Source organism: Streptomyces sp. 5-10 (assembly GCF_014712245.1).
Taxonomy (GTDB): Bacteria; Actinomycetota; Actinomycetes; order Streptomycetales; family Streptomycetaceae; genus Streptomyces; species Streptomyces violaceusniger.
On sequence record NZ_JACVYG010000009.1, the window covers coordinates 146,986 to 170,244 of the forward strand.

At 73.6% G+C, this 23,259-nt stretch carries 16 protein-coding genes and 1 pseudogene; 4 read left to right on the forward strand and 13 right to left on the reverse strand.

Features of this window, described 5'->3' with window-relative positions; genetic code table 11:
* Window positions 1-3 precede the first annotated feature (3 nt).
* The 5 genes and pseudogenes from IEJ02_RS14215 to IEJ02_RS49865 form a co-directional block, all read right to left on the reverse strand.
* On the reverse strand, window positions 4-1,206 hold the full coding sequence (locus tag IEJ02_RS14215; protein ID WP_191065198.1) for a type III PLP-dependent enzyme: 1,203 nt from the start codon (window positions 1,204-1,206) through the stop codon (window positions 4-6).
* Window positions 1,203-2,990, reverse strand: coding sequence for an IucA/IucC family protein (locus tag IEJ02_RS14220; protein ID WP_191065199.1), 1,788 nt, complete (start codon window positions 2,988-2,990; stop codon window positions 1,203-1,205). Before IEJ02_RS14220 ends, IEJ02_RS14215 begins: the two co-directional genes overlap by 4 nt.
* An 88-nt stretch (window positions 2,991-3,078) precedes the next feature.
* A complete protein-coding gene (locus tag IEJ02_RS14225; protein ID WP_191065200.1) occupies window positions 3,079-5,067 on the reverse strand; it encodes an IucA/IucC family protein in 1,989 nt (662 codons plus the stop codon).
* On the reverse strand, window positions 5,064-6,407 hold the full coding sequence (locus tag IEJ02_RS14230; RefSeq protein WP_191065201.1) for an ATP-grasp domain-containing protein: 1,344 nt from the start codon (window positions 6,405-6,407) through the stop codon (window positions 5,064-5,066). Before IEJ02_RS14230 ends, IEJ02_RS14225 begins: the two co-directional genes overlap by 4 nt.
* A gap of 638 nt (window positions 6,408-7,045) precedes the next feature.
* A pseudogene (locus IEJ02_RS49865) lies at window positions 7,046-8,647 on the reverse strand (carboxyl transferase domain-containing protein); the annotation flags it as partial.
* A gap of 212 nt (window positions 8,648-8,859) precedes the next feature.
* Here IEJ02_RS49865 and IEJ02_RS14240 point away from each other — a divergent pair.
* The gene (locus IEJ02_RS14240) at window positions 8,860-9,954 is read left to right on the forward strand and encodes a lytic polysaccharide monooxygenase (protein WP_191065203.1); all 1,095 of its coding nucleotides are present in this window, start codon (window positions 8,860-8,862) and stop codon (window positions 9,952-9,954) included.
* A 476-nt stretch (window positions 9,955-10,430) separates the two neighbouring features.
* Here IEJ02_RS14240 and IEJ02_RS14245 read toward each other — a convergent pair whose 3' ends face one another.
* The 5 genes from IEJ02_RS14245 to IEJ02_RS14265 all read right to left on the reverse strand — a co-directional run bounded on the left by IEJ02_RS14245 (window position 10,431) and on the right by IEJ02_RS14265 (window position 15,110).
* A complete protein-coding gene (locus IEJ02_RS14245) occupies window positions 10,431-11,054 on the reverse strand; it encodes a TetR/AcrR family transcriptional regulator (protein ID WP_191065204.1) in 624 nt (207 codons plus the stop codon).
* A gap of 93 nt (window positions 11,055-11,147) precedes the next feature.
* Complete coding sequence (locus tag IEJ02_RS14250; protein ID WP_191065205.1) at window positions 11,148-12,056, reverse strand: MBL fold metallo-hydrolase; 909 nt, start codon at window positions 12,054-12,056, stop codon at window positions 11,148-11,150.
* 53 nt (window positions 12,057-12,109) lie between these two features.
* Window positions 12,110-13,075, reverse strand: coding sequence for a D-2-hydroxyacid dehydrogenase family protein (locus tag IEJ02_RS14255; protein ID WP_317985793.1), 966 nt, complete (start codon window positions 13,073-13,075; stop codon window positions 12,110-12,112).
* The gene (locus IEJ02_RS14260) at window positions 13,068-14,420 is read right to left on the reverse strand and encodes an MFS transporter (RefSeq protein ID WP_191065206.1); all 1,353 of its coding nucleotides are present in this window, start codon (window positions 14,418-14,420) and stop codon (window positions 13,068-13,070) included. Before IEJ02_RS14260 ends, IEJ02_RS14255 begins: the two co-directional genes overlap by 8 nt.
* Before the next feature lie 171 nt (window positions 14,421-14,591).
* Window positions 14,592-15,110 carry a MarR family winged helix-turn-helix transcriptional regulator gene (locus tag IEJ02_RS14265; RefSeq protein ID WP_191065207.1) on the reverse strand — a complete coding sequence of 173 codons (519 nt, stop codon included), beginning with the start codon at window positions 15,108-15,110 and terminating at the stop codon, window positions 14,592-14,594.
* Window positions 15,111-15,254: 144 nt separating this feature from the next.
* On the opposite strand from IEJ02_RS14265, the gene IEJ02_RS14270 reads away from it, so the two are divergent.
* Window positions 15,255-15,671 (forward strand): organic hydroperoxide resistance protein, encoded by a 417-nt coding sequence (locus tag IEJ02_RS14270; RefSeq protein ID WP_191065255.1) that lies wholly within the window; start codon window positions 15,255-15,257, stop codon window positions 15,669-15,671.
* A gap of 96 nt (window positions 15,672-15,767) precedes the next feature.
* Here the strand turns inward: IEJ02_RS14270 and IEJ02_RS14275 are convergent, their stop codons facing one another.
* From IEJ02_RS14275 to IEJ02_RS14285, 3 genes are all read right to left on the reverse strand, one after another.
* Window positions 15,768-16,661: an esterase/lipase family protein gene (locus IEJ02_RS14275; protein WP_137977342.1), complete on the reverse strand. Its 894-nt coding sequence runs from the start codon at window positions 16,659-16,661 to the stop codon at window positions 15,768-15,770.
* Window positions 16,662-16,932: 271 nt separating this feature from the next.
* Window positions 16,933-18,099 (reverse strand): DNA polymerase Y family protein, encoded by a 1,167-nt coding sequence (locus IEJ02_RS14280; RefSeq protein ID WP_223863785.1) that lies wholly within the window; start codon window positions 18,097-18,099, stop codon window positions 16,933-16,935.
* Window positions 18,096-21,668 carry a DNA polymerase III subunit alpha gene (locus IEJ02_RS14285; protein ID WP_191065208.1) on the reverse strand — a complete coding sequence of 1,191 codons (3,573 nt, stop codon included), beginning with the start codon at window positions 21,666-21,668 and terminating at the stop codon, window positions 18,096-18,098. Before IEJ02_RS14285 ends, IEJ02_RS14280 begins: the two co-directional genes overlap by 4 nt.
* Before the next feature lie 238 nt (window positions 21,669-21,906).
* Here IEJ02_RS14285 and IEJ02_RS14290 point away from each other — a divergent pair, with 238 nt between their 5' ends.
* Both IEJ02_RS14290 and IEJ02_RS14295 read left to right on the forward strand, forming a co-directional pair.
* On the forward strand, window positions 21,907-22,368 hold the full coding sequence (locus IEJ02_RS14290; protein WP_223863786.1) for a PPOX class F420-dependent oxidoreductase: 462 nt from the start codon (window positions 21,907-21,909) through the stop codon (window positions 22,366-22,368).
* Between the two features lie 429 nt (window positions 22,369-22,797).
* Entirely contained in the window at window positions 22,798-23,241 is a 444-nt protein-coding gene (locus IEJ02_RS14295) for a subtilase-type protease inhibitor (RefSeq protein ID WP_191065209.1), read from the forward strand.
* Window positions 23,242-23,259 lie beyond the last annotated feature (18 nt).

The window sequence follows — 23,259 nt, forward strand, 5'->3', positions numbered from 1 at the left end:
CCCTCATTCCTCCAGGTAGTGGAAGCCCGGCCGGGGGTGCATCAGGAAGTCGTGGTGCGAGATGTTCCACGCGTACGCACCCGCCATCGCGAACGCCACGCGGTCCCCGACCCGTAGCTCCGCGACCGGGATCCGGCCGGCCAGGACGTCCTTGGGGGTGCACAGCTGGCCGACCAGCGTGACCGGCTCGTCCCGTACGGCCGGGCGCGCCCATGGCCGGGTCCACCCGGTGTCCGCGGGGAGCACCTGGAAGGGCTGGTCGTGCTGCTTGGTGGCGGGGGTACGGATGTGGTGGGTGCCGCCGCGCACCACCGCGAACGCCTCGCCGCCGCTGTGCTTGATGTCCAGCACCTCGGTGACGTACCAGCCGCAGTAGACGGTCAGCGCCCTGCCCGGCTCGATCCGCAGGGTCAGATCGGGGTGGCGCGGGGCGAGGTCCGCCATGCCCTGGCCGTAGGCGGCCCAGTCGAAGCGGCGGTCGGGATGGGCGTAGTCCACGCCCATCCCACCGCCGACGTTCACCTCGGTGATCCCCAGGCCGTGGCGTTCGGACAGCTTCCGCGCCCAGTCGGCGATCGCGGCGGCCACGGCGACCTGGGCGGGGGCGTCGAGGCCGCTGGCGAGGTGGGCATGGATGCCGCGCAGCCGGAGGGGGCCGCCCGCGCCGCCCGGGGAGAGCAGGGGGAGGCAGCGCTCGACGGCCTCGGGGTCGAGCCCGAAGGGGCTGGGGCGGCCGCCCATCGCGAGCGCCGCGCCGCCCAGTTCGTCACCGGCCGACGGGAGGTTGACGCGCAGGAGGACGTCCACGGTGTCGATCCCCGCGTCCTCCGCCGCCCCGGCCAGCAGCCGCAGCTCCTGCTCGCTCTCCACATGGAACCGTTCCACGCCCAGCGTCAGCGCCCGCCGCAGCTCCCCCTCGGTCTTGCCCGGCCCGCCGAAGGCCAGCGGCGCCCCGGGCACGGCCGCGCGGACATGCTCCACCTCGCCGCCGGAGGCGACCTCGTAGCCGGTGACGTGGGGCGCGAGGGCCCGGAGGATGGCGGGCGCCGGGTTGGCCTTCGCGGCGTAGTACAGCTCCAGGCCCGGCGGCAGCGCGTCCCGTACGGCTCGCGCGTGCGCGCGGAGCGCGGCCAGGTCGTAGACGTAGGCGGGCAGGTCGTCGCCGGTGAGCTCGGTGGCGAGGGTACGGACGGCGGAGGTGATCAACGGCTGCTCCCAGGGTGCATGACGTGGGCCGCCTCGGACAGCAGGGCGGAGGCGAGCGGACTGGCGATACGGACATAGCCCGCGTGGCGGTCGGCCCGACGGTCCCAGCGGGTGAGGAGGTTGGCCTTGGCGGGCAGCGGCACGCCCGCCACGAGGGCGCGCAGCGCGGGCGGGTGGTCATGGGCCGCCGAGCGCTCGCACAGCACCCGGCGGACCGCCGACCACAGCGCGGGCTCCAGTTCGGGGCAGCGGTCGGCGAGGGCGGCCACCATTTCGGCGATGTGGTTGACCAGCAGGCAGTACACCACCCGGTCCCAGCCGCGCTCCCGCTCGTACGTCAGCGGGCGGGCCACCGCCTCGGGCAGCGCGGCGAGCGCGGCGGTGTGGTGCTCGGGCACCAGCTTGGTGCCCTCCAGATCGCGGAAGAGCACCTGGCGCGGGGTGCCGTCGGCGGGGTCGACGCCGATGACGACGTTCTGGAGGTGGGGTTCGAGGACCACGCCGTGGTCGAAGTAGGCGGCCAGTACGGGCGGTACGAGCAGGTCGAGATACGCCTGCCACCAGGCGGAGAGCCGGTCGGGGCCGGCGTCGGGGAGGAGCCGGGAGATCTGGGCGCCGCTGGTCGGGTACTCATCGGCGACGGCCGCCGCGAGCAGCGCGGTCAGGCCGGGCCGCAGGCGGGCGGCCAGGCCTTCGCGGACGATCACCCCGAAGCCCTCGATCAGCCCACGATCGCCGCCGCTGCCGTCGCGGCCCCCGCCGCCCAGGTCCAGCGTCCGGTACGCGGGTTCGCGCAGCAGCTCGCAGCCGGGGAAGCGGGCGGCGAGGTCGGTGGCGACCGGCTCCAGCAGCCGGGTCAGGGCGACCGCGCCGGACAGCTCGTAGTCGGCGTTCTTGCGCAGGCAGTTGGTGATCCGCACGTTCAGGCTGAACTTGAGGAAGTCCCGGCCGTCGTAGAGCGTACGGACCGACGCGGTGGGCGCGAACTCCGCGCCGCCGGGCCCGAGGTCCAGCACCTCGCCCCGGGCGATGGCCGCCCGCAGCAGCCGGTGCTCGCGCAGCATCGCGTACTGCCAGGGGTGGGCGGGCAGCAGCCGGTAGCCCTCGGGGACGGCGCCCTGCCGGTCCAGCGCGGCGAGCGCCCCGGGCCGCGCGGACTCCTCGCGCACGTACTCCTGGCGTACGGCGAGGTGGTGCAGCGGGAAGCGCGCCCCGGCCTCGGGGGCGAACCGCGACCAGGAGTCGGCGCTGCCGGTGCGGGCCTTGGGGGTGGGATGGAAGCGGTGGCCGAAGAGGAGGGACTGCTCGGAGGCGAGGTAGCGGTCGTGGGCGCTGTCGTCCGCTGTCCTCCGCTCGTCCACGGTGCTCCGATTCTCCAAAGCCTCCGGGGCCTCCAGGGCCCCAAAGGCCTCAAGGGCGGCCGTCATCCCCGCGTGGCTGGAGGCGACTTGGCCCAGGAACTCGTCGTTGTGCACCCCCGTGCGCAGGTGCAGCTCCCGGTGGATCCGCTCGGCCAGCCCGCGCCAGGACACCTCGGCCCACATGCCGTCGCGCTCCTCGCTGACCGGCCCGGTGAAGCGGTGCGCCCCGATGAGGGAGGTGCGCCGCAGCCCGACGCGCAGCAGCACTCCGCAGCGCGGCAGCCTCAGCCGCAGCCATCCATCGGCCACGACGGTCTGGTGCTCCGGCCCCGACACCTCACGGAGCAGACAGTTGAGGAGGGTGTGGGCGGTGGCGTGGTCGGCGGAGGCCACGGTCGTGGCGGGCGAGGAGGTCATGGGCATGGGGCGGCTCCAGCGGGTGCGGAGGAGAGAGGTACGGAGGGAAGTGGGGGGCAAGGTTCCGGGACGGCGGGCCGATTGAGCACGGCGGTCATCTGCCGCTTCCTCGCAGCAGATAGTTGGGCCCGCAGACGTAGTGCTTGTTGATGTCCACGGCGCCCGAGCGCTCCTTGGTGAACAAGGTGCCGGCGGTGACCATCGCCTTGACCGGCAGCCGGTCCGCGTCCAGCACCCGACCGCGCAGCAGCGCGGCGGCCGCGCCGGGCCGGGTGACGGCGAGCCGGTCGACGGCGTCGGTGAGCCGGTCGCGCAGCCGCCGCAGCAGGGTGTCGAGCGGGGCCCGGCCGAGGCGGGCGAGCTCGAAGAGGGGGGCGGCGGCGCAGAGGTGGACGGTGATGGTGGTGAACACATCGGCCACCGGCCCGTCGCCGGACGTCAGGATCCTGCGGTCGTCGAATCCGCACAGGTCGGCGGCCGGTCCTCCGCCGATCATGGCGGCGAGGCGTATCGCGTGGACGCGGGGGCCGTCGTGGTCCTTGATGAGCAGCCGGAGCCGGGGCACCGCACCGCCGTTCGCGCTGCCGTCCTCAAAGACCAGTGAGGTGTTCTGCTGATGGGACTCCAGCGCGATGCCGTAGGCGAAAAGGGTGGTGTGGAAGTCGAAGAGCAGCGTGAGGTAGTCGTCGAGCAGGGCGAGCACGTCCCCGCCGTAGTGGCGCTCGGCGAGCCCGTCGATGACGAGCGTGCCGTCCGGGGCGGGCGCGAGCAGCCCGGCCAGCGGCACGATGGTGGCGTTCTCCAGGCCGGGTGGGTAGCGGCGCACGAGCGTGGCGAGCAGTTCATGTCCCGCGTGGAGGTGGGTGGTCTCGTCGGCGAGCAGCACGGTGGCGCCGAACCTCGGCTCGCGCTCGATCACGGCCTCCACGAGCCGCTGCGCCACCTCGCCGTCGATCAGGGTGCCGGGTTTGACGGACCGCCGGTTGCGCCGCCCCAGGGTGGAGGTGGTGAGGGGCAGCTTGAGGTGGACGAGGGGGTCGTCGGCGAGGTCGTCGGCGACGGCCACGGTCCGCATGGAGAGGGTGGGCCGTACGTCCAGCAGGGGGCGCTCGGCGAGCCGGGCGACGTCGTGGAGCCCGGCGGCGCGGAGGGCGTTCTCCAGCGGGGGGCCGAGGGTGAGCGGATGCACGGGGAGGGCGAGCTGCCCGTCGCTCGGCCCCGGCCCGAACTCCCCGGGCGCAGGCCACCAGTCGGGCAGCCGCGCCGGATCCCCGGACACCGCCTCGCGCGGGAGTACGAGCCAGCGCAGCGGAAAGGTGGGGTGGAACTCGGGTGCGTGCGCCCGTAATTGCTCCTCGCTGAAGACGGACCGCCCCCGGCTGGTCGGGTAGACCGGATGGTCGCGGAAGGCGGCGAGCGTGTCATACGCGAGGGCCCCGGCCATCCCGCCCCACCACTTCCCGTACCGCGCGCCCAACTCGGCGACGACGCGGGGCCGAACGCGGCTGTGCAGCCGCATGGCCTCGAGCGCCTGGCGGCATTCGTCCACGAAGACGTCGTAGAGCGCCCGGTCCTCGTCCGGCACGGCTCCCCGGAGCCGCCCGAGGACGGCGTCGAGGCCGGTGAGCACGGTCCCGGCGGGCCCCTCGGCCGGGCGACCCGACGACCCACCGGGCTCGCCCGATGCCCCGGGCCCGCCCCCGGCGCTCGGCGCCCCGGCGGCGGTCGGACTGGCGGCGGTCGGACTGGCGGAGGTCGGACTGGCGGAGGGAGCGACGGCGGGCTCTCGCCCGACACCCGTCCGCCCGGCGGCGGCCGGTTCCTGCCCGTCGTGCGGGGGCAGGCAGAGCAGCCGGGCCGGGCGGCGGGTGCGGATGTCGCATTGGAAGCCTTCGGGTTCCACCGGCAGCAGCACGCTTTCGCCCCCCTCGAACCCCTCGAACCCCTCAGGCCCCATGTGCGCGATGCGCAGCCAGTCGCCGTCGGCGCGCCGCACCGGGACGGCGCGGCTGCGCAGCTTGTAGGCGTCCTCTCGGAGGAGCGTGTCGAGCACCCGCCCGAGAAGCTCCGCTTCCTCTGTCACACGATCTCCCATCGGTGGGCCGCGAGGAACCGCGCCACCGCCGTGTCGATCCGCCCCTGGTCGGTGCCGGTGGCCCGGAGTACGCCGAGGAAGTCGCGGTTGGTGCGGTGGAGCGGGTGCTCCTCGCCGATCCCGCGCAGCGGCCGGTAGTCCAGCCGTACGCCGTCGCGCTCGGTCACACTGGCCGGAGGGGCGGAGGCGAGCCGCCCGGCGCGGTCGGCCATGACGTACTCCATGCGAACCCTGCCGTCGGTGCGCGCGCCGAGGTCGTCCGGCAGCGGCTCGCCCAGGTGCGTGCGGAGGATGTGCTCGAAGAGGGGGATGCCGAGGAGTTCGGCGAGGACGAGGTCGCACTGGTCGCCTATGGCACGGTAGTTGACCTCGATGAGCCGGGCCCGGTCCCCCTGGACGACGTACTCGGTGTGGCACACGCCGAAGCCGACGCCCAGCGCGCGCAGCTGCGCCAGCACCTGGTCGGTGTGCGGCTGCGGCGGCGGGGCGGGCAGCAGGTGCAGCCGTTCCTCGATGAAGTGCGGGGGCGGCGAGAGCTCGGTGCGGAAGGCGCCGAGGACGTGGAGGGTGCGGCCGTCGCCGAGGGTTTCGAGGGTGCGCAGCTCGCCGTCGAGGAACTCCTCCACGACCAGGGCCGCGCCCGGCCGCCGCTCCCGTATCTCGGCGCAGCGCCGGACGAGTTCGTCCGCGTCGGCGACGAGGACGACATCCTCGCTGGCCACACCCTCGCGCGGTTTGACCACGCAGGGGTAGGGCGCGTCGTCGAGCCCGGCGAGGGTGGCGGGGTCCTGCCCGGTGGCGAGCTCGGCGGCCCAGACGGGGTCGGCGACGTCCGGGCCCGCGGCGGCGAGGGCGCGGCGCAGCTCGGCCTTGTTCTTGGTGCGCAGCGCGGCGCGCCAGTCCTTGCCCGGGAGCCCGAAGTACTGGGCGGCGAGGGCGGCCTGGGCCTGGAGGTGGTCGCTGTTGGTGAAGACGGCGCGGGGGTGGCGGCCGTCGACGGCGGCGATACGGCTGATGACCTCGGCGAAGTCCCGTACGTCACAGGGGACGATGTCGAGGGCGGGGAAGGGGTGCGGGGCCGCGCCGTCGCCTCCCCGTCGGCCATAGGCGCGCTCATGGGCCTCGGGCTGGTCCGTGAGGAGGGTGACCGCCAGGCCGAGCCGGGCCGCCGCGGGGAGGAAGCCCTCGGTGACGGAGTCGGTGGGGTTGAGGGCGAGGAGGTGGAGCCGGGGCGGCCGGGGGGCGGGGGCGGCCGGGGCCGCCGAGGAGCCACGGAGGGCAGGGGAGGAGAACGGCCGTGACGCCGCATCGAGATCATTCTCGTTCACGGCCCGAGATTAGGTTAGGCATGCCTAAGACCGCTAATTCGGCGTTCCGGTCCGCCCGTTTGGCCCTGATTGGCCGTCACGATCGTCAACGCTCGGCGTCAACCGGGCAGCCCGATACGGCGATGCCGAACGCGCCGCGCGGCGAGCCGCTGGTCCGGGTCCTGGGCACGGAGGGCGGCGAGTTCGGCGCCGAGGAGCCGGCCGAGACGCCTGAGGAAGACGTCGGGAGCGTGGGAGGCGTCTCCGATGTGGGGGGCGGGGGCGTCCCGGGCGTCGGATGTGTCCCCAGCGCAGGAGGCGCCCCCGGTACGGGAGGCGTCCCCGGTACGGGAGGCGTCCCCGGTACGGGAGGCATCCCCGGCGCAGGAGGCGTCCCCGGCGCGGGAGGCGTCCCCGGTACGGGAGGCGTCCCCGGTACGGGAGGCATCCCCAGCGCGGGAGGCGTCCCCAACGCGGGAGGCATCCCGTGCGTCGGAGGCGCCCCCAGCGCCGGAGACATCCCCAGCACCGGAAGCGCCCCCAGCGCCGGAGACATCCCCAGCGCCGGAGACGCCCCCAGCGCCGGAAGCGCCCCCAGCGCCGGAGGCTTCCCGTGCGTCGGAGGCGCCCCCAGCGCCGCAGGCATCCTCGGAAGTGTCCTCCTCCACGATGCGGTCGACGATGCCCTGGGCGAGGAGGTCGGCGGAGCGTACGCCCTGGCGGGCGGCGACCTCGTAGGCCCGCTCGGTGGTGCGGTGGAGGATCGCGGACGCGCCCTCGGGCGGCAGCGGCGACAGCCAGGCGTGGCGGGCCGCCACGACCCGGTCGGCGGGCAGCAGCGCGAGCGCGGCGCCACCGGCGCCCTGGCCGAGCAGCAGACAGAGGGTGGGCGCGGGCAGGGTCACCATGTCGGCGAGGCACCGCGCTATCTCCGCCGCGAGCCCGCCCTCCTCGGCCTCGCGGCTGAGCGCGGCGCCCGCGGTGTCGATGACGGTGAGCAGCGGCAGCCCGAGCTCGGCGGCGATCCGCATCCCGCGCCGCGCGGTCCGCAACCCGGCCGGCCCCAGCGCCTGCCCCTCCCCCGGCCCCTCGGCGGTCTCGCCCTTACGGGCACTGCGCCGGTTGTGCCCGAGAACGACGCAGGGCGTCCCGCCGACCCGGGCGAGCGCGAGCAACAACCCGGGATCGTGCTCCCCAGCCCCCGTACCGCTGAGCGGACTCACATCCTCGGCGGCCACCCGCAACAAGTCCCGCACCCCGGGCCGCTCCACCCGCCGAGAGGCCCGTATCGAGGCTTCCGCGGACGGCACGACCGCCCTGCCCCCGGGCGCCCCGATGGCCCCGGTAGGCCCGATGGACCCGGTAGCCCCGGTAGCCCCGGCGGCCCCGGCGGACCCGGCGCCGCCCCGGGCGCCCGTCGACGCAGGCGCCGCGGCCGCATCGGACGCCGCCTGTGTTGCGCCCGACGCGCCGGGGCCGGGCGCGGGCTCGGTGGAGGCCCCGCCTCCACCCCCCGACCGGCCGGAGGCGGGCGAGGGCCCGGCAGCGCCCGCGCAGAGAACCCGCAATACCCGGGCGGCCACGCCCGATAGGCGGCTCAGCGGGAGGACCGCGTCGATCAGGCCGTGGTTCATCAGGTTCTCGGCGTTCTGGACGCCGGGCGGGAACTCCTCCCCGTACAGGGCCTCGTGCACCCGTGGGCCCATGAAGCCGATGAGGGCGCCCGGCTCGGCGGCGGTGACGTGGCCCAGGGAGCCCCAGGAGGCGAGGACGCCGCCGGTGGTGGGGTGGCGGAGGTGGACGAGGTACGGCAGGCCCGCGGCCTTGTGGTCCGTGATCGCCGCGGCCACCTTCACCATCTGCAGGAACGCGACCGTACCCTCCTGCATCCGGGTGCCGCCCGACGCCGGTGCCGCCAGCAGCGGCAGCCGCTCCGCCGTGGCCCGCTCCACGGCCCGTACCAGCCGCTCCCCCGCGGCCACCCCTATCGAACCCGCCAGGAAGCGGAACTCGCACGCGACCAGCGCCACCCTGCGCCCCTCGATACGGCCCTCACCGGTGATGACCGACTCGTCAAGACCGGTGCGCTCCCGTGCCCGCTCCAGGTCGGCCCGGTACTCGGGGTCGTCCGTCGTGATCTCCACCGGTTCGTCCCAGCCGTGCCAGCTGCCGGGGTCGACGATGGCCTCGATCAGCTCACGGGCCGACGGGCGGGAGGCGCTAGAGGCGCCCGAGGCGCGGGGGGAGTTCGTACCGGTCATGTGTGTCACCCTTCCACGCCACCGACCCCTCGCAATCATCGGCGATCACCTCGGGTGGATCACCTCGGGCACCCCGCGACCCGCCCAGTCTCAGCTGCGCCTGAGCTGCTCCTTAACGGCGCCATAAGACCGGCGATGAGGCCCGTGGGCGGGGCTAGCGTGCTGCGCGTCACCCCCCACCGCATCACCCCCCACCGAAGGAGTCCCCGACGATGACCGCTCGTGCGACCGCTCGCCGCAGAACCGCCCGCATCGCCGTGCTCGGCATGGTGCCGCTCGCCCTCACCGCGCTGAGCGCCGACCCGGCCTCCGCACACGGTTCGATGACGAGCCCGGTCAGCCGGGTGTCGGCGTGTTTCGCGGAGGGGCCGGAGAGCCCGGACTCGGCGGCCTGCAAGGCGGCCGTCGCGGCGGGCGGCACCCAGGCGCTCTACGACTGGAACGAGGTCAACATCCCGGACGCCGCCGGGCGCCACAAGCAGATCATCCCGGACGGAAAGCTGTGCAGCGCGGGCCGCGACAAGTACAAGGGCCTGGACCTGCCGCGCGCCGACTGGCCCGCCACCGCCATGACGGCCGGTGAGCACACCTTCACCTACCGGGCCACCGCGCCCCACCGGGGCAGCTTCGAGCTGTACATCACCAAGGACGGCTACGACCCGACGAAGCCCCTGACCTGGGCGGATCTGGAGGCGGAGCCGTTCGCCAAGGTCACCGACCCCACGCTGAAGGACGGGAGTTACGTCTTCTCAGGGAAGGTGCCGGGCAAGTCGGGCCGCCATCTGATCTACAGCGTCTGGCAGCGCTCGGACAGCCCGGAGGCGTTCTACACCTGCTCGGACGTGACCTTCGGCGGAGGCGGGGCCGCGAGCGGGGCCGGGGGCGCGAAGGGGGCGGAGACGGAGGCGGGTTCCGCACCCACCGCCGCCGTGCCCAATGACGCCCAGATAGCGAAGGGCGCCGAGAAGTCCACGGTCGATCACCACGGCCACGGCGGTGACAGCGGCGCCGAGGCCAACCACCAGCCGAAGTCGGCCGAGGCGGCGGACGAGAAGAGCACGGCGGGGAACCACTCCGAGGCCAAGAGCGCCGAGGTCATGGCCGCGAGCACCGGGCCGGAGGGCTCGCAGGACGCGCAGGGCTCGCAAAACGGGAGCGCCGCCGACGGGCAGCGCCTCGCCGAGACCGGGGGCGACGGGTCCACCGGCCCCATGGCCATCGGCGGCGCCGCGGTCCTCGCCACCGGCGCGGCCGTGCTGTTCGCCGTCGCCAACCGCCGCAAGACCGTACGGCGGGGCCGCGGCTGAGGCCCCACGGCCCCGCCGCATGGCATGGGCTTCGCCCCTGGCCCCCGGGTCTGGGGCGAAGCCCCAGCCGAGCCCTGAGCCCCGGGGCCCGGAGCGCAGCCCCAGCCAAGCCCCCTGGCCCCCGGCGGGCCTGAGCCAGAGCCCCAGCCGAGCCCCTGAACCCCGGGACCTGGGGCGAAGTCCCAGCCGAGCCCCTGAACCCCGGGGTCTGGGGCGAAACCCCAGCCAAGCCCCTGGCCCCCAAGACCTGAGGCGAAGCCCCAGCCGAGCCCCTGAACCCCGGACCTGAGGCAGAGCCCCAGCCAAGCCCCTGAACCCCGAGACCGAGGCGAAACCCCAGCCAAGCCCCTAGACCCCGAGACCTGGAGCGGAGCCCCAGCCGAGCTCCTGAACCCCGGGGTCTGGGGCGAAGCCCCAGTTGTGGGAAGGGGCGGGGAGGGGAAAACAGCCCGCCGCAGGCGACACGACCGGCTCGCCTACCTGCCGGCCGTCCGCGCGGACGGTGCGTGCCAGGCAGCGAGGACGGCGTCCGCCGCGGCATGCAGATCCCGGGCGGGCGTGCCGTCGCACACTTGCGTGGAGACGCCGAGCAGGAAGCCGTGGATCATGGCTGTGAAACCGTCCACGTCGGTTTCTTCGGGGAGCTCCCCCGCCGCGACGCCACGGACGACGCACTCTCTGATACGCGCCCGGTCCGTCGCACGGCGCGCCGCGATCGTCCGGCGCACCGCGGCTTCGTCGTCCCCGGGGGCCCGGACGGTACCCGACAGCGCTACGAGGCAGCCGCGCGGGTGGGAGGTGTCGGTCTGCATGTCGATGGATCCGTGCAGCATCCGGGCGACGGCCTCGCGCGGGCTCAGAGCTTCGTCGCCGATGACGTCGGTGACGCTGCCCGGCCCCGCGATGTAGTGCTCCACCGCCCGCTCGAACAGACCCTGTTTCGAACCGAAGGCACCGTACAGACTTGCCGAGGACAGGCCGGTGGCCTCCCGGAGCTGGGCCATCGACGTCGCTTCATAGCCCTGCTCCCAGAACAGCCGCATCGCGGCTTCCAGGACGCCCTCGATGACGAAGGCGCGGGGGCGGCCTGCGGGGGACACGGCATACCTCCTCCATAAAGGAACGATCAGTCCAGTTTAGCGGGCGGGGGCCAGGGGGCGGGGCCGGTGTCAGGAAGCAGCTGGGAGCCGGCGTCAGGAAGCATCCGTCGCGTCGTTCCAGGGGCGCCAGCGGCCGGAGCCGTCGACGGTTCCCAGCTGCTGGTCGGCGAAGTGGACACCGAAGCCGTAGACCCCGTCCCGAGCCAGGTGGTCCACGAGCCGGCGCCGCGACCGTTCGGCCTCGTTCCGGTCGGTGTCGAGAACGACTTCCCAGTCCGGGTGCTGGACCTGGACCGGTGAGTGCATGGCGTCGCCGAAGGCCACGACCTCCCGGCCGTCGCCGGTGTCGAGGATCCAGGCGGTGTGCCCGGGGGTGTGCCCGGGAAGGGACCATGCGCGGATGCCGTCGGCGATCTCGGTCCCGTCGGTCACGACCACGGTGCGTTCCTCCTGGCCCGCCAGTATCGGGCCGGTCCCGGGCGGAACGCTCTCCAGCTCGCCCTTCCCGACCATCCAGCGCGCCTTCGTGAAGAGGCTCCGCGGATCCTCGACCGCGTCGGGCCGGGCCCACCCGGTGTGGTCGCCGTGGAAGTGGGTGAAGGCCACCGTCTCCAGCTCGGCCGGGTCCACGCCGAGGGTCGCCAGTGACTCGGGCAGGTCCCGCACATGGCCGAAGGCGTGCTGGAAGTGCTCCAGGTCCTCGCCCGATATGCGGCCGTGGCCGGCGTCGATGAGCAGGCGGGTGCCGCCCCGCTCGACGAGCAGCGCCCCGCACCCCATGGGCAGGTGGCCCGCCTCGGTCATGTGCGTGTGGTGCGCGTGCCAGTCCTCCTCGGCGGAGGCCGGGTAGACCCGGGTCGGGATCATGTCGACGCCCGCGTCGGGAACGTAGCTCAAGGTGAGTTCGCCCAGGGTTCGGGTCCAGATGGCAGGGAGCCGGATTCCCGAGTCGTCGCCGTCCTCGACGCTTTTCGTCCTGGTGTGCCGCTCATGCGTTGCCACGGTGTCGTGCCTTTCGGGTGCGGGTGTGCCGTACGGGGTGGTGGGTGGTCGGCTCACGGGGCGACCACGCGGATCGGTTCACCGGCGGCGTACGCGAGGATGTCCTCGAGCGCGTCGGAGTAGAAGATGTCGTAGGTGCCCGCGGTGACGTAGCCCAGATGCGGGGTGAGCACCGTGCGCGGGGCCGTGCGCCACGGCGAGTCGGCCGGGAGGGGCTCGGTGGAGTGGACGTCCAGACCGGCTCCGCCGATGGTCCCGGCGTGCAGGGCGGCGAGCAGCGCCTCCTCGTCGACGATGGGCGCGCGCGAGGTGTTGACCAGCAGCGAGTCCGGTCGCATGAGCGCGAGGTCGTCCCGGCCCAGGAGTCCGGTGGTGCGGGCGGAGAGCTTGAGGTGGATCGTCACCACGTCGGACGTGGCCAGCAGTTCCCGCTTGTCGACCGGGGTGACCCCGACGGCACGGGCGTGCTCGGCGTCGAGGTGGGCGCTCCAGGCGACGACGTCCATGCCGAAGGCGAGCCCCACGCGGGCCACATGGGTGCCCACACCGCCGAGCCCGATGACGCCGAGGCGGGCGCCGTGCAGATCGCGCCCGACGGTCCGCTGCCAGGCGCCCTCGCGTACGCCGCGGTCCTCGGCGGGAATGGAGCGGGCAAGGGCGTGGATCAGGCCCCAGGTGAGCTCGGCGGTTGGGATCAGCCCCGCCCCGCGAGTGCCCGACACCACGATCCCGCGCCGCCGGGCCGCGGCCACGTCGATGGCCGCGTTGGCCGGGCCCGTCGTCACCAGCAGGCGCAGGTGCGGCAGCCTGTCGATGACCGCGGCCGGGAACGCGGTGCGCTCGCGCATGGCCACGACGACGTCGAACGGCTCCAGCGCGGCGATCACGTCCTCGGAACCGCCCAGGGGCTCGGTGAAGACCGTGGGTCGCGCGCCGTCCGGCAGGGTGCTCCAGTCGGCGTACCGGCGCGCGACTCCCTGGTAGTCGTCGAGGATCGCCACTCGTCGGATCTCAGGCACAACCAACCTCCTCACGGCCCGCGCCCACCGGGTGCCGCACGGCCGTCGGCGGTTCGGCGGGCGGTTCGGCCGACGATTCGGCGGGCGGTTCGGCGGGGCTGGGGTGGACCAGCTCCAGGATCCAGATGCCGGCCCCGGCCAGTGCGATGACCAGGCCGAGCGCGCTCACGCCGAGCCACCCCACGAGCGGGTACAGCGCCGCGGTCAGCGCCGAGGCGACGGTGGCCCCGGCGAACGCGGACACCATGAGGGCCGTCGTCACGCGGCTTCGAGCGTGCGGGACCCGGCGGTAGATCGCACTCTGGTGGCTGATCAACAGGGCCTGCTGGGCGAGGTTGAGCGCGATGATGCCGACGGTCAGCGCGATCAGGCCGCTCGGCCCGCCCACGCCGGCGACGGCGAGCACGGGCCAGCTGACCGCCAGCAGGACCAGTCCGCCCGTGGTCACCCGACGGCCGTGTCCGCGGTCGGCGAGCCGGCCGGCCTTCGCCGCCGCGGCCGCTCCGACGACCCCGGCCAGGCCGAACAGGCCGATGACGGCGGGGCCGAAGCCGTACGGCGGGCCGGCCAGCAGGAACGAGGACGCGGTCCACAGGACGGTGAAGCAGCCCATGCCGACCGCCGCCAGGGCCATGCGCCTGCGCAGCAGCGATTCGCCGCGCACCAGCGCCGGCACCGAGCGCAGCAGCTGGGGATAGGTGCTGCTCTCCGACCGCGGGACGGGGCGCAGGACCAGGCGCAGGGTGACCGCCAGGGCCGCCATCAGGACCGCGGCGAAGACGAACACCAGCTGCCAGTCACCGATCTGGGCGAGCGCCCCGGCGACGGTACGCGCGATCATGATCCCGATCAGCAGCCCGCTCATCACCGTGCCCACCGCCGACCCGCGCTGGTGGTCCGGCGCCAGCGACGCGGCCATGGGCACCACGATCTGCGCCACCGCGGAGGTCGCCCCGACCACCGCGATCGCGGCGAGCAGCAGCCCGAGCGACGGGGACGCCGCCGCACCGAGGAGCGCGAGGGCGCTCAGGCCCAGCAGCACGGTCACCAGGCGGCGCCGTTCCAGGACGTCCCCCAGGGGCACCAGCAGCGCCAGCGAGAGCGCGTAGCCGATCTGCGAGACGGTGACCACCAGGCCGCCGGCTCCCTGGGACACCCCGAGTGCCCGCGATATCACGGGCAGCAATGGCTGGGCGTAGTAGATGTTCGCCACCGCCGCGCCACACACCACGGCCAGCAGCAGCACCGTCGCCCGGCTCAGGGCCGGAGGGCCGGTGCCGGGCCCGTCAGCGGGCGCTGTGCGGGGGTGGGCCGCGCCGCTCACGACGAATTGTGGATCGTTCATGCCGTAATCCGTACCCCCGGCACCGCGGGAACGTCAACCGATTACGGATCGAACGATCCAAATGTGGGGCAGTTCACCTCCTCACCGGAGGAGGTCCAGGTTGCGAGCGCCGCCGAAGCACGGAAGCCGAACCCCTGCGACCCCCGCCCGCCATCACTCCAGCGGGTCCACCTACGGCGTCTCCTCGGCCAGCGCCGCGTCCAGGGCCGCCGTCAGCCGCCGGACCCGCGCCTGCAGATCCACCGCCTCCTCCAGGCCGAGGCCGCTGGCCTCGATCGCCGCCAGGGGTACACCCTGGGCGCGCTCCTTCAGCGCCGCCCCCTCCGCCGTGAGCCGGACCGTCACCGAGCGCTCGTCGTGCGCGCTGCGCTCGCGCTGGACGAGTCCGGCCGACTGCAGCCGCTTGAGCAGCGGCGAGAGGGTGCCGGAGTCCAGCCGCAGGTGCTCCCCCAGCCGCTTGACCGGCATCTCCCCGTGCTCCCAGAGCACCAGCATGGCCAGGTACTGCGGATAGGTCAGCCCCGTGTCGCGCAGCACCCGGCGGTAGAGGCTGTCGAAGGCGCGGGAGGCGGCGTGCAGGGTGAAGCAGAGCTGCCGGTCGAGCCGGAGCAGTTCGCCGGAGGGCCGCGGCTCGGGGGTGGTGGTGCGGTCGGCTGGGCTGTCGGTGGTGCGGTCGGGCTGGTGCGACATGCCCCCAGCGTACACTTTAGTTGTGCACAACTTAATTGTGTGCTCTACTTCTGCCCGGAGGCGGGGCACCCCGAGCCCCCACCTCCCTCCGACTACCGGAACGACTACCGGAACGACTGCCGGAAAACGAAAGGGATGGTCTTCATGGACGCGCTCTACACCGCGGTGGCCACGGCCAACGGACGCGACGGCCGGGCCGTGAGCTCCGACGGACAGCTCGATCTGCCGCTGGCCATGCCGCCCGCCCTCGGCGGCGACGGCAAGGGCACCAACCCCGAGCAGCTGTTCGCCGCGGGCTACGCCGCCTGCTTCGCCTCCGCGCTCGGCCTCGTCGGCCGCCAGGCCAAGGTCGACGCCAAGGACATCTCCGTCACCGCCGAGGTCGGCATCGGCAAGGACGCGGCGGACGACGGCTTCGGGCTCAAGGTGACGCTGCGCGTCGAGCTGCCGGGCGAGCTCGAGAACGAGACCGGCCGCAAGCTGGTCGAGCAGGCGCACCAGGTGTGCCCGTACTCCAAGGCGACGCGGGGCAACATCGAGGTCGAGCTCGTCGCCGAGTAATCGGACGTCGACCAGCCCGACGGGCGACGCGCCCTGCTCGTACGGACCGAGACAGGGCGCGCCATGACGTGCACTTCATCCACTCGCTGTCAAGCGTCAGTCGTCCGACGCACACGTCGTCGGCGTGGCGTGTTCCGGATCGAGGGCGTTGACGGCCTCGTGGAAGGCCAGACCGTCGGTCAGCCCGATGGTCACGTGCTCGGAGATGTCGGTCGCGCACAGGTCCTGGATCACCACGTTCTTGACGTTCGGACCGGAGAGGAACTGTGCCCGGTAGGGCGTGGCGACCTCGTCGTACTTGGTCGAGATGACGGTGTAGCGCACTCCGGGGACGGTGTCGCCGCCCTCGTTGAGGCGCCGCAGGAAGTCCGAGCCGACCACCTGGTCCATCAGCCCCGGGGCACCCTTGGCGATGATGTCGCCGGCCCCGGGGAAGTAGTCCAGCAGCTTCGTCAGCCCGGACAGGGTGGTGCCGTGGTTGGTGGGGGCGATGCCGACCAGGGCGTTCACCTTCGGCGCGCCACCGAGGAACTTGAGGTAGTAGCGGGGCATCATCCCGCCCTGCGAATGCCCGACCATGTCGACCTTGGCGGCGCCGGTGGCGGCGAGCACCCGGTCCACATAGGCGGACAGCTGCTCGGCGGACTTGTCGATCGGCCCCAGGCCGTGGAACAGCGGGACGAGGGGCAGTTGGCCGTAGTCGAGGGAGAAGACGCAGTAACCGCGCTGGACCAGGTAGGGGGCGAAGCCCAGCCAGTTGTCGACGGAGTTGCCGAAGGTGCCGTGCACCAGGACGACGGGGCGGGGGTGTTGGGCCGATGGCTTGCAGGAGTAGTCGTTCCAGCCGCTGCTCACCGCCTCCGACGCGGTGTCCGTGGCGAGCGCGGCGGTGGGGGTCGCCGCGGTCGCCGCGACCGCGAGGGCCAGGGCGGGTAGTAAGCTGCGGGTCTTGGTCTTCCGGATTCGCCGGATACGCCTCCAGGGCAGCATCACATGAACTCCTCGCTGGTGGGGGAGAGAGTCGCGCTGACGGTGCGCTTGCGCTGCGGCCTGCGATCCGGATCACAAGAGTGGTGCGCTCACTCGAAATTACGCGCGAGTAGCAAAGCCATCCAGCCATCTGTCAGTGAAGGAACGTTTACACGCTTTTCACATGACGGCCAGGAATGCGCCGGGTTACGTGAAGTGGGGAAAACCAGTGGGACTGGTGGGACCCGCGGCGTACGCGACGTCGAGGAAGCTCACACGACGTCGAAGAAACTCACGCGACGTCGAGGAACCCGGCGGGCCGGACCGCGGAGACGCCGAAGCGGGCGCGGGCCCGGTCGGCGGCGGCCTCCAGCCGGCGTGACTTCTCGTCCGCGGGGTCGAACGTCAGCTGATGGGAGGCGAGTCCGGCGTCCGTCAGCCCCTCGACGCGCAGCGCCACGGACCGCACCCGGGCCCGCTGCAGCCCGAGCGCGTCGTGCAGCGCGTACGCGGCGGCGGTCAGCGCCGGGGTGTGGGCGGTCGGCTCGGTCAGGGTGCGGGTGCGGGTGGTCGTGGAGCGGTCGGCGTAGCGGACGGTGAGGCTGATCGCGGCCGCCACCTGCCCGCTCGTCCGCAGCCGGACGCCGAGCCCGTCGGCGAGGGTGAGCAGCGCGCGACGACGGCGTACGGGGTCCAACTCATCGCGGCGGAAGCGGTGTTCGGCGCCCATCGCACGGGCGGGGGCGTTCGGGGTGACCGGCGCCGGGTCGATACCGCGCGCCCAGGCGTGGACGCGGCGCGCGGTCGCCGCGCCGAGGATCCGCTGGAGGGTGGACAGCGGCGCGGCGGCGATCCGGGCGGCGCTGTCCAGCCCGTACGCGCTCAGGGTGCGCGCGGTCGCGGGCCCCACCCCGGGCAGGGCGATGGGCGGCTTGCGGGCCAGGAACGCGGCGACGGCGTCCGGATCGCCGGGAACGGTACGGACGGCCCCGGACTCCTGGGCCCCCTGAGCACCCTGGACCCCCTGAGCACCCTGAGCCCCCTGGTCCTCCTGGGCCTCGTGGGCGGCCATGCGCGCGAGCAGGGGGTTGGCGGCGACGCCGACGGTGCAGTCCACGCCGTACCGGGCCAGCGCCCGGACCCGTACGATCTCGGCCAGCCCCGCCGCGTCCCGCCCGAAGTACCGCAGCGCGCCGCGCACATCCGCGAGCGCGGCATCGGGCGGCAGCGCCTCGACGACCGGCGTCACCTCGCCGAGCAGGGTGAGCAGCCCTTGGTAGACGTCCTCCCCGGGCACGGGGTGGAACCGCACGTACAGCACATGCGGCACGTCCGCCACCCGCGGCACGTCGCCCGCCCGCTCCGGGCCCACGGCCCGGCCGCCGCCCGGCAGGGCCATGCCCATCCGGCGGGTCGGGAAGGGGCGCTGGTCGGGGAAGGAGTGCTGGTCGGAGGTCATCCCGCGCTCCCCGGGCTGGCGTGCCACAGCTTGCGGCCGGTGGCGGCCTGGTCACCCGCGGGCCGGAGGTCGGCCCAGGGGTGCATGGCGTAGCCGGTGGGCATCTCGATGCGGCGACCGGAGTCCGCTTCGGCCGCCTCCGGGCCCGCCCCCGCCAGTTCGGCGGCGACCGCCCCGAGGCCGCCCTCCCTCCTGAGCTGGGCCAGTTCGGCGAGGTTCCACACGGCCGAGCCGACGACGCTGAGGCTGCGCGGGCCGCGCCGCTGGACCACGCCGCGGACGAGCAGCAGCCAGGAGTGGAAGACGGTGTGCGCGCACGCCGCGTGGCTGTCGTCGAAGAAGGCGCAGTCGACCAGCCCCGTACCGTCGTCGAGCGTGGTGAAGATGACCCGGCGCCCGGAGCGGATCGGCGGGGTCTGGGTGGCGGCCTTGGCGCCGGCGACGAGCACGACCTCCCCGTGCGGCGCGTCGCGCAGCCGCTTCGCGGGGATCGCGCCCAGCTCCTCCAGGAAGTCCCGGTGGTCGCCCATCAGATGGCGGGAGACGTCCATGCCGAGGATGCCGAGTTCGGCGCCGAGGCGTTCGTCCGCGTCGAGGTCGGGGAGCCCGGCGGGAGCGGCGGGGCCGGTTTCGGCCAGCGGAAGCTGTCCCTCCGCGTTGCGCCGGGCGGCGCCCCGCTGCTGCCGGTGCAGTTCGGCGATCCGCAGCAGCAGATCGCGGCGGCTCGCGCCGAACGCGTCCAACGCGCCGACCTGGGCCAGCCGTTCGGCGACCGGCCGCCCGGGGTGGGCGCGCAGCCACAGGTCCTGGAGCGAGGAGTACGGCTGTCCAGCCGCGATCCGCTCGGTCTCGGCCTCGCTGATGCCATGGACATCGCTCAGCGCCAGCCGGATACCGACGTCCCCTTTATGACCACTGTCAGGATTATGACGGTTATCACGTTCATGACGACTGTCACGTTCATGACGGCTGTCGCGAGAATCACCAGACGTCAGTTCGATTCGATAGGCGGCCCCCGACCGGTTCACATCCAGCGGCAGGATCGGCACCCCGCGCCGCCGCGCGTCCGCCAGCAGCAGCCGCTTCGGGTACATCCCGGGGTCATGGGTGAGCAGCCCGGCGTAGAAGGCGGCCGGATGGTGCGCCTTGAGCCAGGCGGACTGGTACGTCGGGACCGCGAAGGCGACGGCATGCGCCTTGCAGAAGCCGTACGAGCCGAACGCCTCGACGATCTCCCAGGTGCGCAGCCGCACCTCCGGCGCGTAGCCCCGCTTCTCCGCCTCCGCGTGGAACCAGGCCCGCACCCGCCCCTGTCGCTCGGGGTCGGACAGGGCGCGCCGCGCCTCGTCGGCGAGGTCCCGTTCACATCCGGTCATGATCGACACGATCTTGATGATCTGCTCGTGGAAGACCACCACCCCGTACGTCTCGCGCAGCGCGTCCTCCAGGTCCGGGTGCGGATAGCGCGGGGGCATGCGGCCGTGCCGGGCGTCGATGAAGGGCCGGACCATGTCGGCGGCGACCGGGCCGGGCCGGAAGAGCGATATGTCGACCACGAGGTCATGGAAGGAGGTGGGCTGCAGCCGGCCGAGGAGATCGCGCTGACCGGGCGATTCGATCTGGAAGCAGCCGAGGGTCTCGGTGGAGCGGATCAGGTCGTAGGTGGCCGGATCGCCGGGCCGGACCTGTTCGGGGTCGTCGATGTCCACGACACGCCCGGTGGCCCGCCGGATCTCGGCGACCGCGTGCGCCATCGCGGACTGCATCCGCACTCCGAGGACATCCAGCTTGAGCAGTCCGAGCTCCTCCACGTCGTCCTTGTCGAACTGCGACATGGGGAAGCCCTCGCCGCTGGTCGGCACGATGGGCGTACGGGCCAGCAGCCCGGCGTCCGAGAGCAGCACCCCGCAGGGGTGCATGGCGATGCCACGGGGCAGCCCGTCGAGCGCCTCGACCAGCTCCCAGAACCTGCCGAAACGCATCTGCTCGGCGGTCGCCTCGCGGAGCTCCCGCAGCTCGGGCAGTTCCGCGAGTGCCGCGCGGGCATCGCGGGCGCGGATGTGCGGGAAGGACTTGGCGAGCCGGTCCACCTCGGCCGGGTCCATGCCGAGCGCCGCACCCACGTCCCGTACGGCGTGGCGCACCCGGTAGGTCTCGGGCATCGAGACGGTCGCGACCCGCTCGGACCCGAACCGCTCGAAGATCGCGCGATAGACGTCGAGCCGGCGCGCCGACTCCACATCGATGTCGATATCGGGCAGCGCGGCCCGCCGCACCGACAGGAAGCGCTCCATCAGCAGGCCGTTGGCCACCGGGTCGGCATGGGCGATGCCCAGCAGGTGGTTGACGAACGATCCGGCGCCGGAGCCCCGGGCGGCCACCCGGATGCCCAGCTCCCGGGTGTCGTCGACGACCTGCGCGACGGTGAGGAAGTACGAGGCGAAGCCGAGCCGTTCGATGGTGCGCAGCTCGTCCTCCAGCCGCTCCCAGCGCGCCCGGTCCCGGTCGTATCCCCGCAGCACCATGGCCGCGGCGCAGCGCGACCGCAGCACCCGCTCGGCGCTCCGCCGCCCGGCCCCGACCAGCCGGGGCTCGGGGAAGTGGACGCTGCCCAGGCCGATGTGGTCCTCGGGGTCGACCAGACACCCGGCGGCGGTGCGCCGGGTCTCCTCCAGCAGCCGGTGCGCGGCGTCCCGCCGCATCCCCGCCGCCTCCACGATCCGCTCGGCCGCCCGCGCCATGTCCCGGGGGCCCTTGAGCCAGCGCTCACCGCTGTCGAGCGCCCCGGGGGTGCGCGGGTCGATGGGGACGAGCCGGCGGGCCGCGTCCAGGACGTCGGCGACCGGCCCCTCCCCCGGATCGGCGTAGCGCACGGCGTTGCTCAGCACGGCCGGGACGCCCTGCTCGGCGGCGAAGCCGACGGTACGGGCGGCGAGCCGCAGCGAGCCCGGGCCGGTGCCGGTGCGGCCGTGCCATACGGCCTCCAGCCGCAGCGCGTCGCCGAAGAGTTCGCGCCAGGGGGCGATCAGCCGGGCGGCCCGGTCGGGGCGCCCGGCGGCCAGGGCCCGGCCGACGTCGGAGTCCGGGCCGAGCAGCACGGTCAGCGGGGCGAGCGCGCCGGGGTCGCCCACCAGATCGCGCCAGTGCAGCAGGGGCGGTCCCGCGCCGTTCGTCCGGGCGGTTCCGGGGTGGGCGAGCCCCGCGTGGGCGGCCGAGACCAGCCCGCACAGCGCGGCCCAGCCGGGCGCGCCGTCCCGGGCGAGGAAGACCACCCGGGGCGCGGACTCGTCGATGAACGCCCCGCCGCGCACCGGCGTACGGCGCCGGGCGGTGCGCCCCGGCTCCGGGGCCTCCCTCCGTACGGCGAGGTCCACCCCGAACAGCGGCCGCACCCCCGCGCGCTCACACGCCCGGGCGAACCGCACCGCCCCGGCGAGGCCGTCCCGGTCGGTCAGCGCGATCGCGTCCATGCCGCGCTCGGCGGCACGCTGCGCCAGCCGCTCCGGGTGCGCGGCCCCGTACCGCATGGAGAACCCGGACGCGGTGTGCAGATGCGTGAAGCCTGGCATCCGCACCTCCCGCTGCTCACACCCCCTGACCGACCCCGCATGTCCCACGCCCCACCATAACCCCATTCTCGAACACGCGTGCGAGTCGGCTTCGATGGCGCTTCGAAGACACTTCCCTCTCCACCATAAGCACCTAAAACACCCTTTAATCCCGCGTGTCGCCTTGCGAACGCGGCACGCGGAAGCCGGTGGGTCGCATCGGTAGGCGGGCCACCGGCCCATGCGTATGCTGATCACCATGACGGAGGGATCCCTGCTCGATCTGCTGCTGGAGCAGCGCACCGGCGCGCTCGTCACCCTCAAGCGGGACGGACGGCCGCAGCTGTCCAATGTCGCCTTCACCTATGACCCCGCGACGCGCCTCATCCGGATCTCCGTCACCGACGACCGCGCCAAGACCCGCAATCTGCGCCGCGATCCGCGCGCGAGCTTCTACGTCACCAGCGGGGACCGCTACTCCTATCTGGTGGCCGAGGGCGATGCCGAGCTGACGCCGGTCGCCGCCGACCCCCATGACGCCACCGCCGATGAGCTGGTGGAGGTCTACCGCGCGATCCAGGGCGAGCACCCGGACTGGGAGGAGTTCCGCGCGGCGATGGTGGCCGAGCGGCGACTGGTGGTGCGGTTGCGCGCGGAGCGCGGCTACGGCTGGGGGCGGCAGACCGGGCCCCTGAGCGGAGAGCTGGGCCAGGGCGGCTAGGGCCTGTCGGGCCCCCCGGGGGAGCCGCGGTTTCCGGGCTCCGACCCCACTCCGCCGGTCGGCTTGCCCTGGCAGGTTCTCGCCCTGGCGCGGCAGGCGACAGCCCTCATCCCAGAGACATCACGTACATCACTCGATCCCGCTCACCTGAGCGCTCTTGAATCGATTTGAGCGCCCCGGCACCTCGCTGAGCACGCCATCCCAGAAGCGCGGGACGGCGGACGGGACCCCCTGAGGGGCGCAATGCGCGCGGCGCCGCACACCCGGTCGCCACGCGGCGTTCCGCGCCCGGACATCCATCGCACGCGACAATAAGCCACCGAACGACTACTTGTAGCGACCGGAAGTGCTCGATCGACGTGCGTTCCTGACGCGCACCGCGTAGAACTCCGTCCGGTATCTGCAACGACGAGCAAGGGAGTGTTCGAAATGCGGAAGACCACTGGGGCGATCGGGCTGGGAGCCGCACTGGCCATGAGCGCCGTGCTGGGGATCGGCACGGGTGGCGCGGCACACGCCGAGCCCGCCAAGCCGAAGAGCCTGTACCCGCCGTCCGCGCTGGTCCTGACCGTCGGCTGGGGGGCCGACGCGGCCACGACCGAGGTCCAGCGGGCGGTGACCCTGAGCTGTCGCCCCACCCCCACCGGTACCCACCCGGCCCCCACTCAGGCATGCGCCGAACTCCGCTCCGTGGGCGGCCTGTTCGGTCAGCTGCGGACCGGGGCGGAGCCCGGCCGGGTGTGCACCAAGGAATGGCACCCCATCACCGTCACCGCCGAGGGGATCTGGGACGGCCGCCGGGTGTCGTACGAGCACACCTTCGCGAACAACTGCTTCAAGAGCGCGGCCCCGACGGCGGTCTTCGAGTTCTGACCGGCTGAACGACCGCGT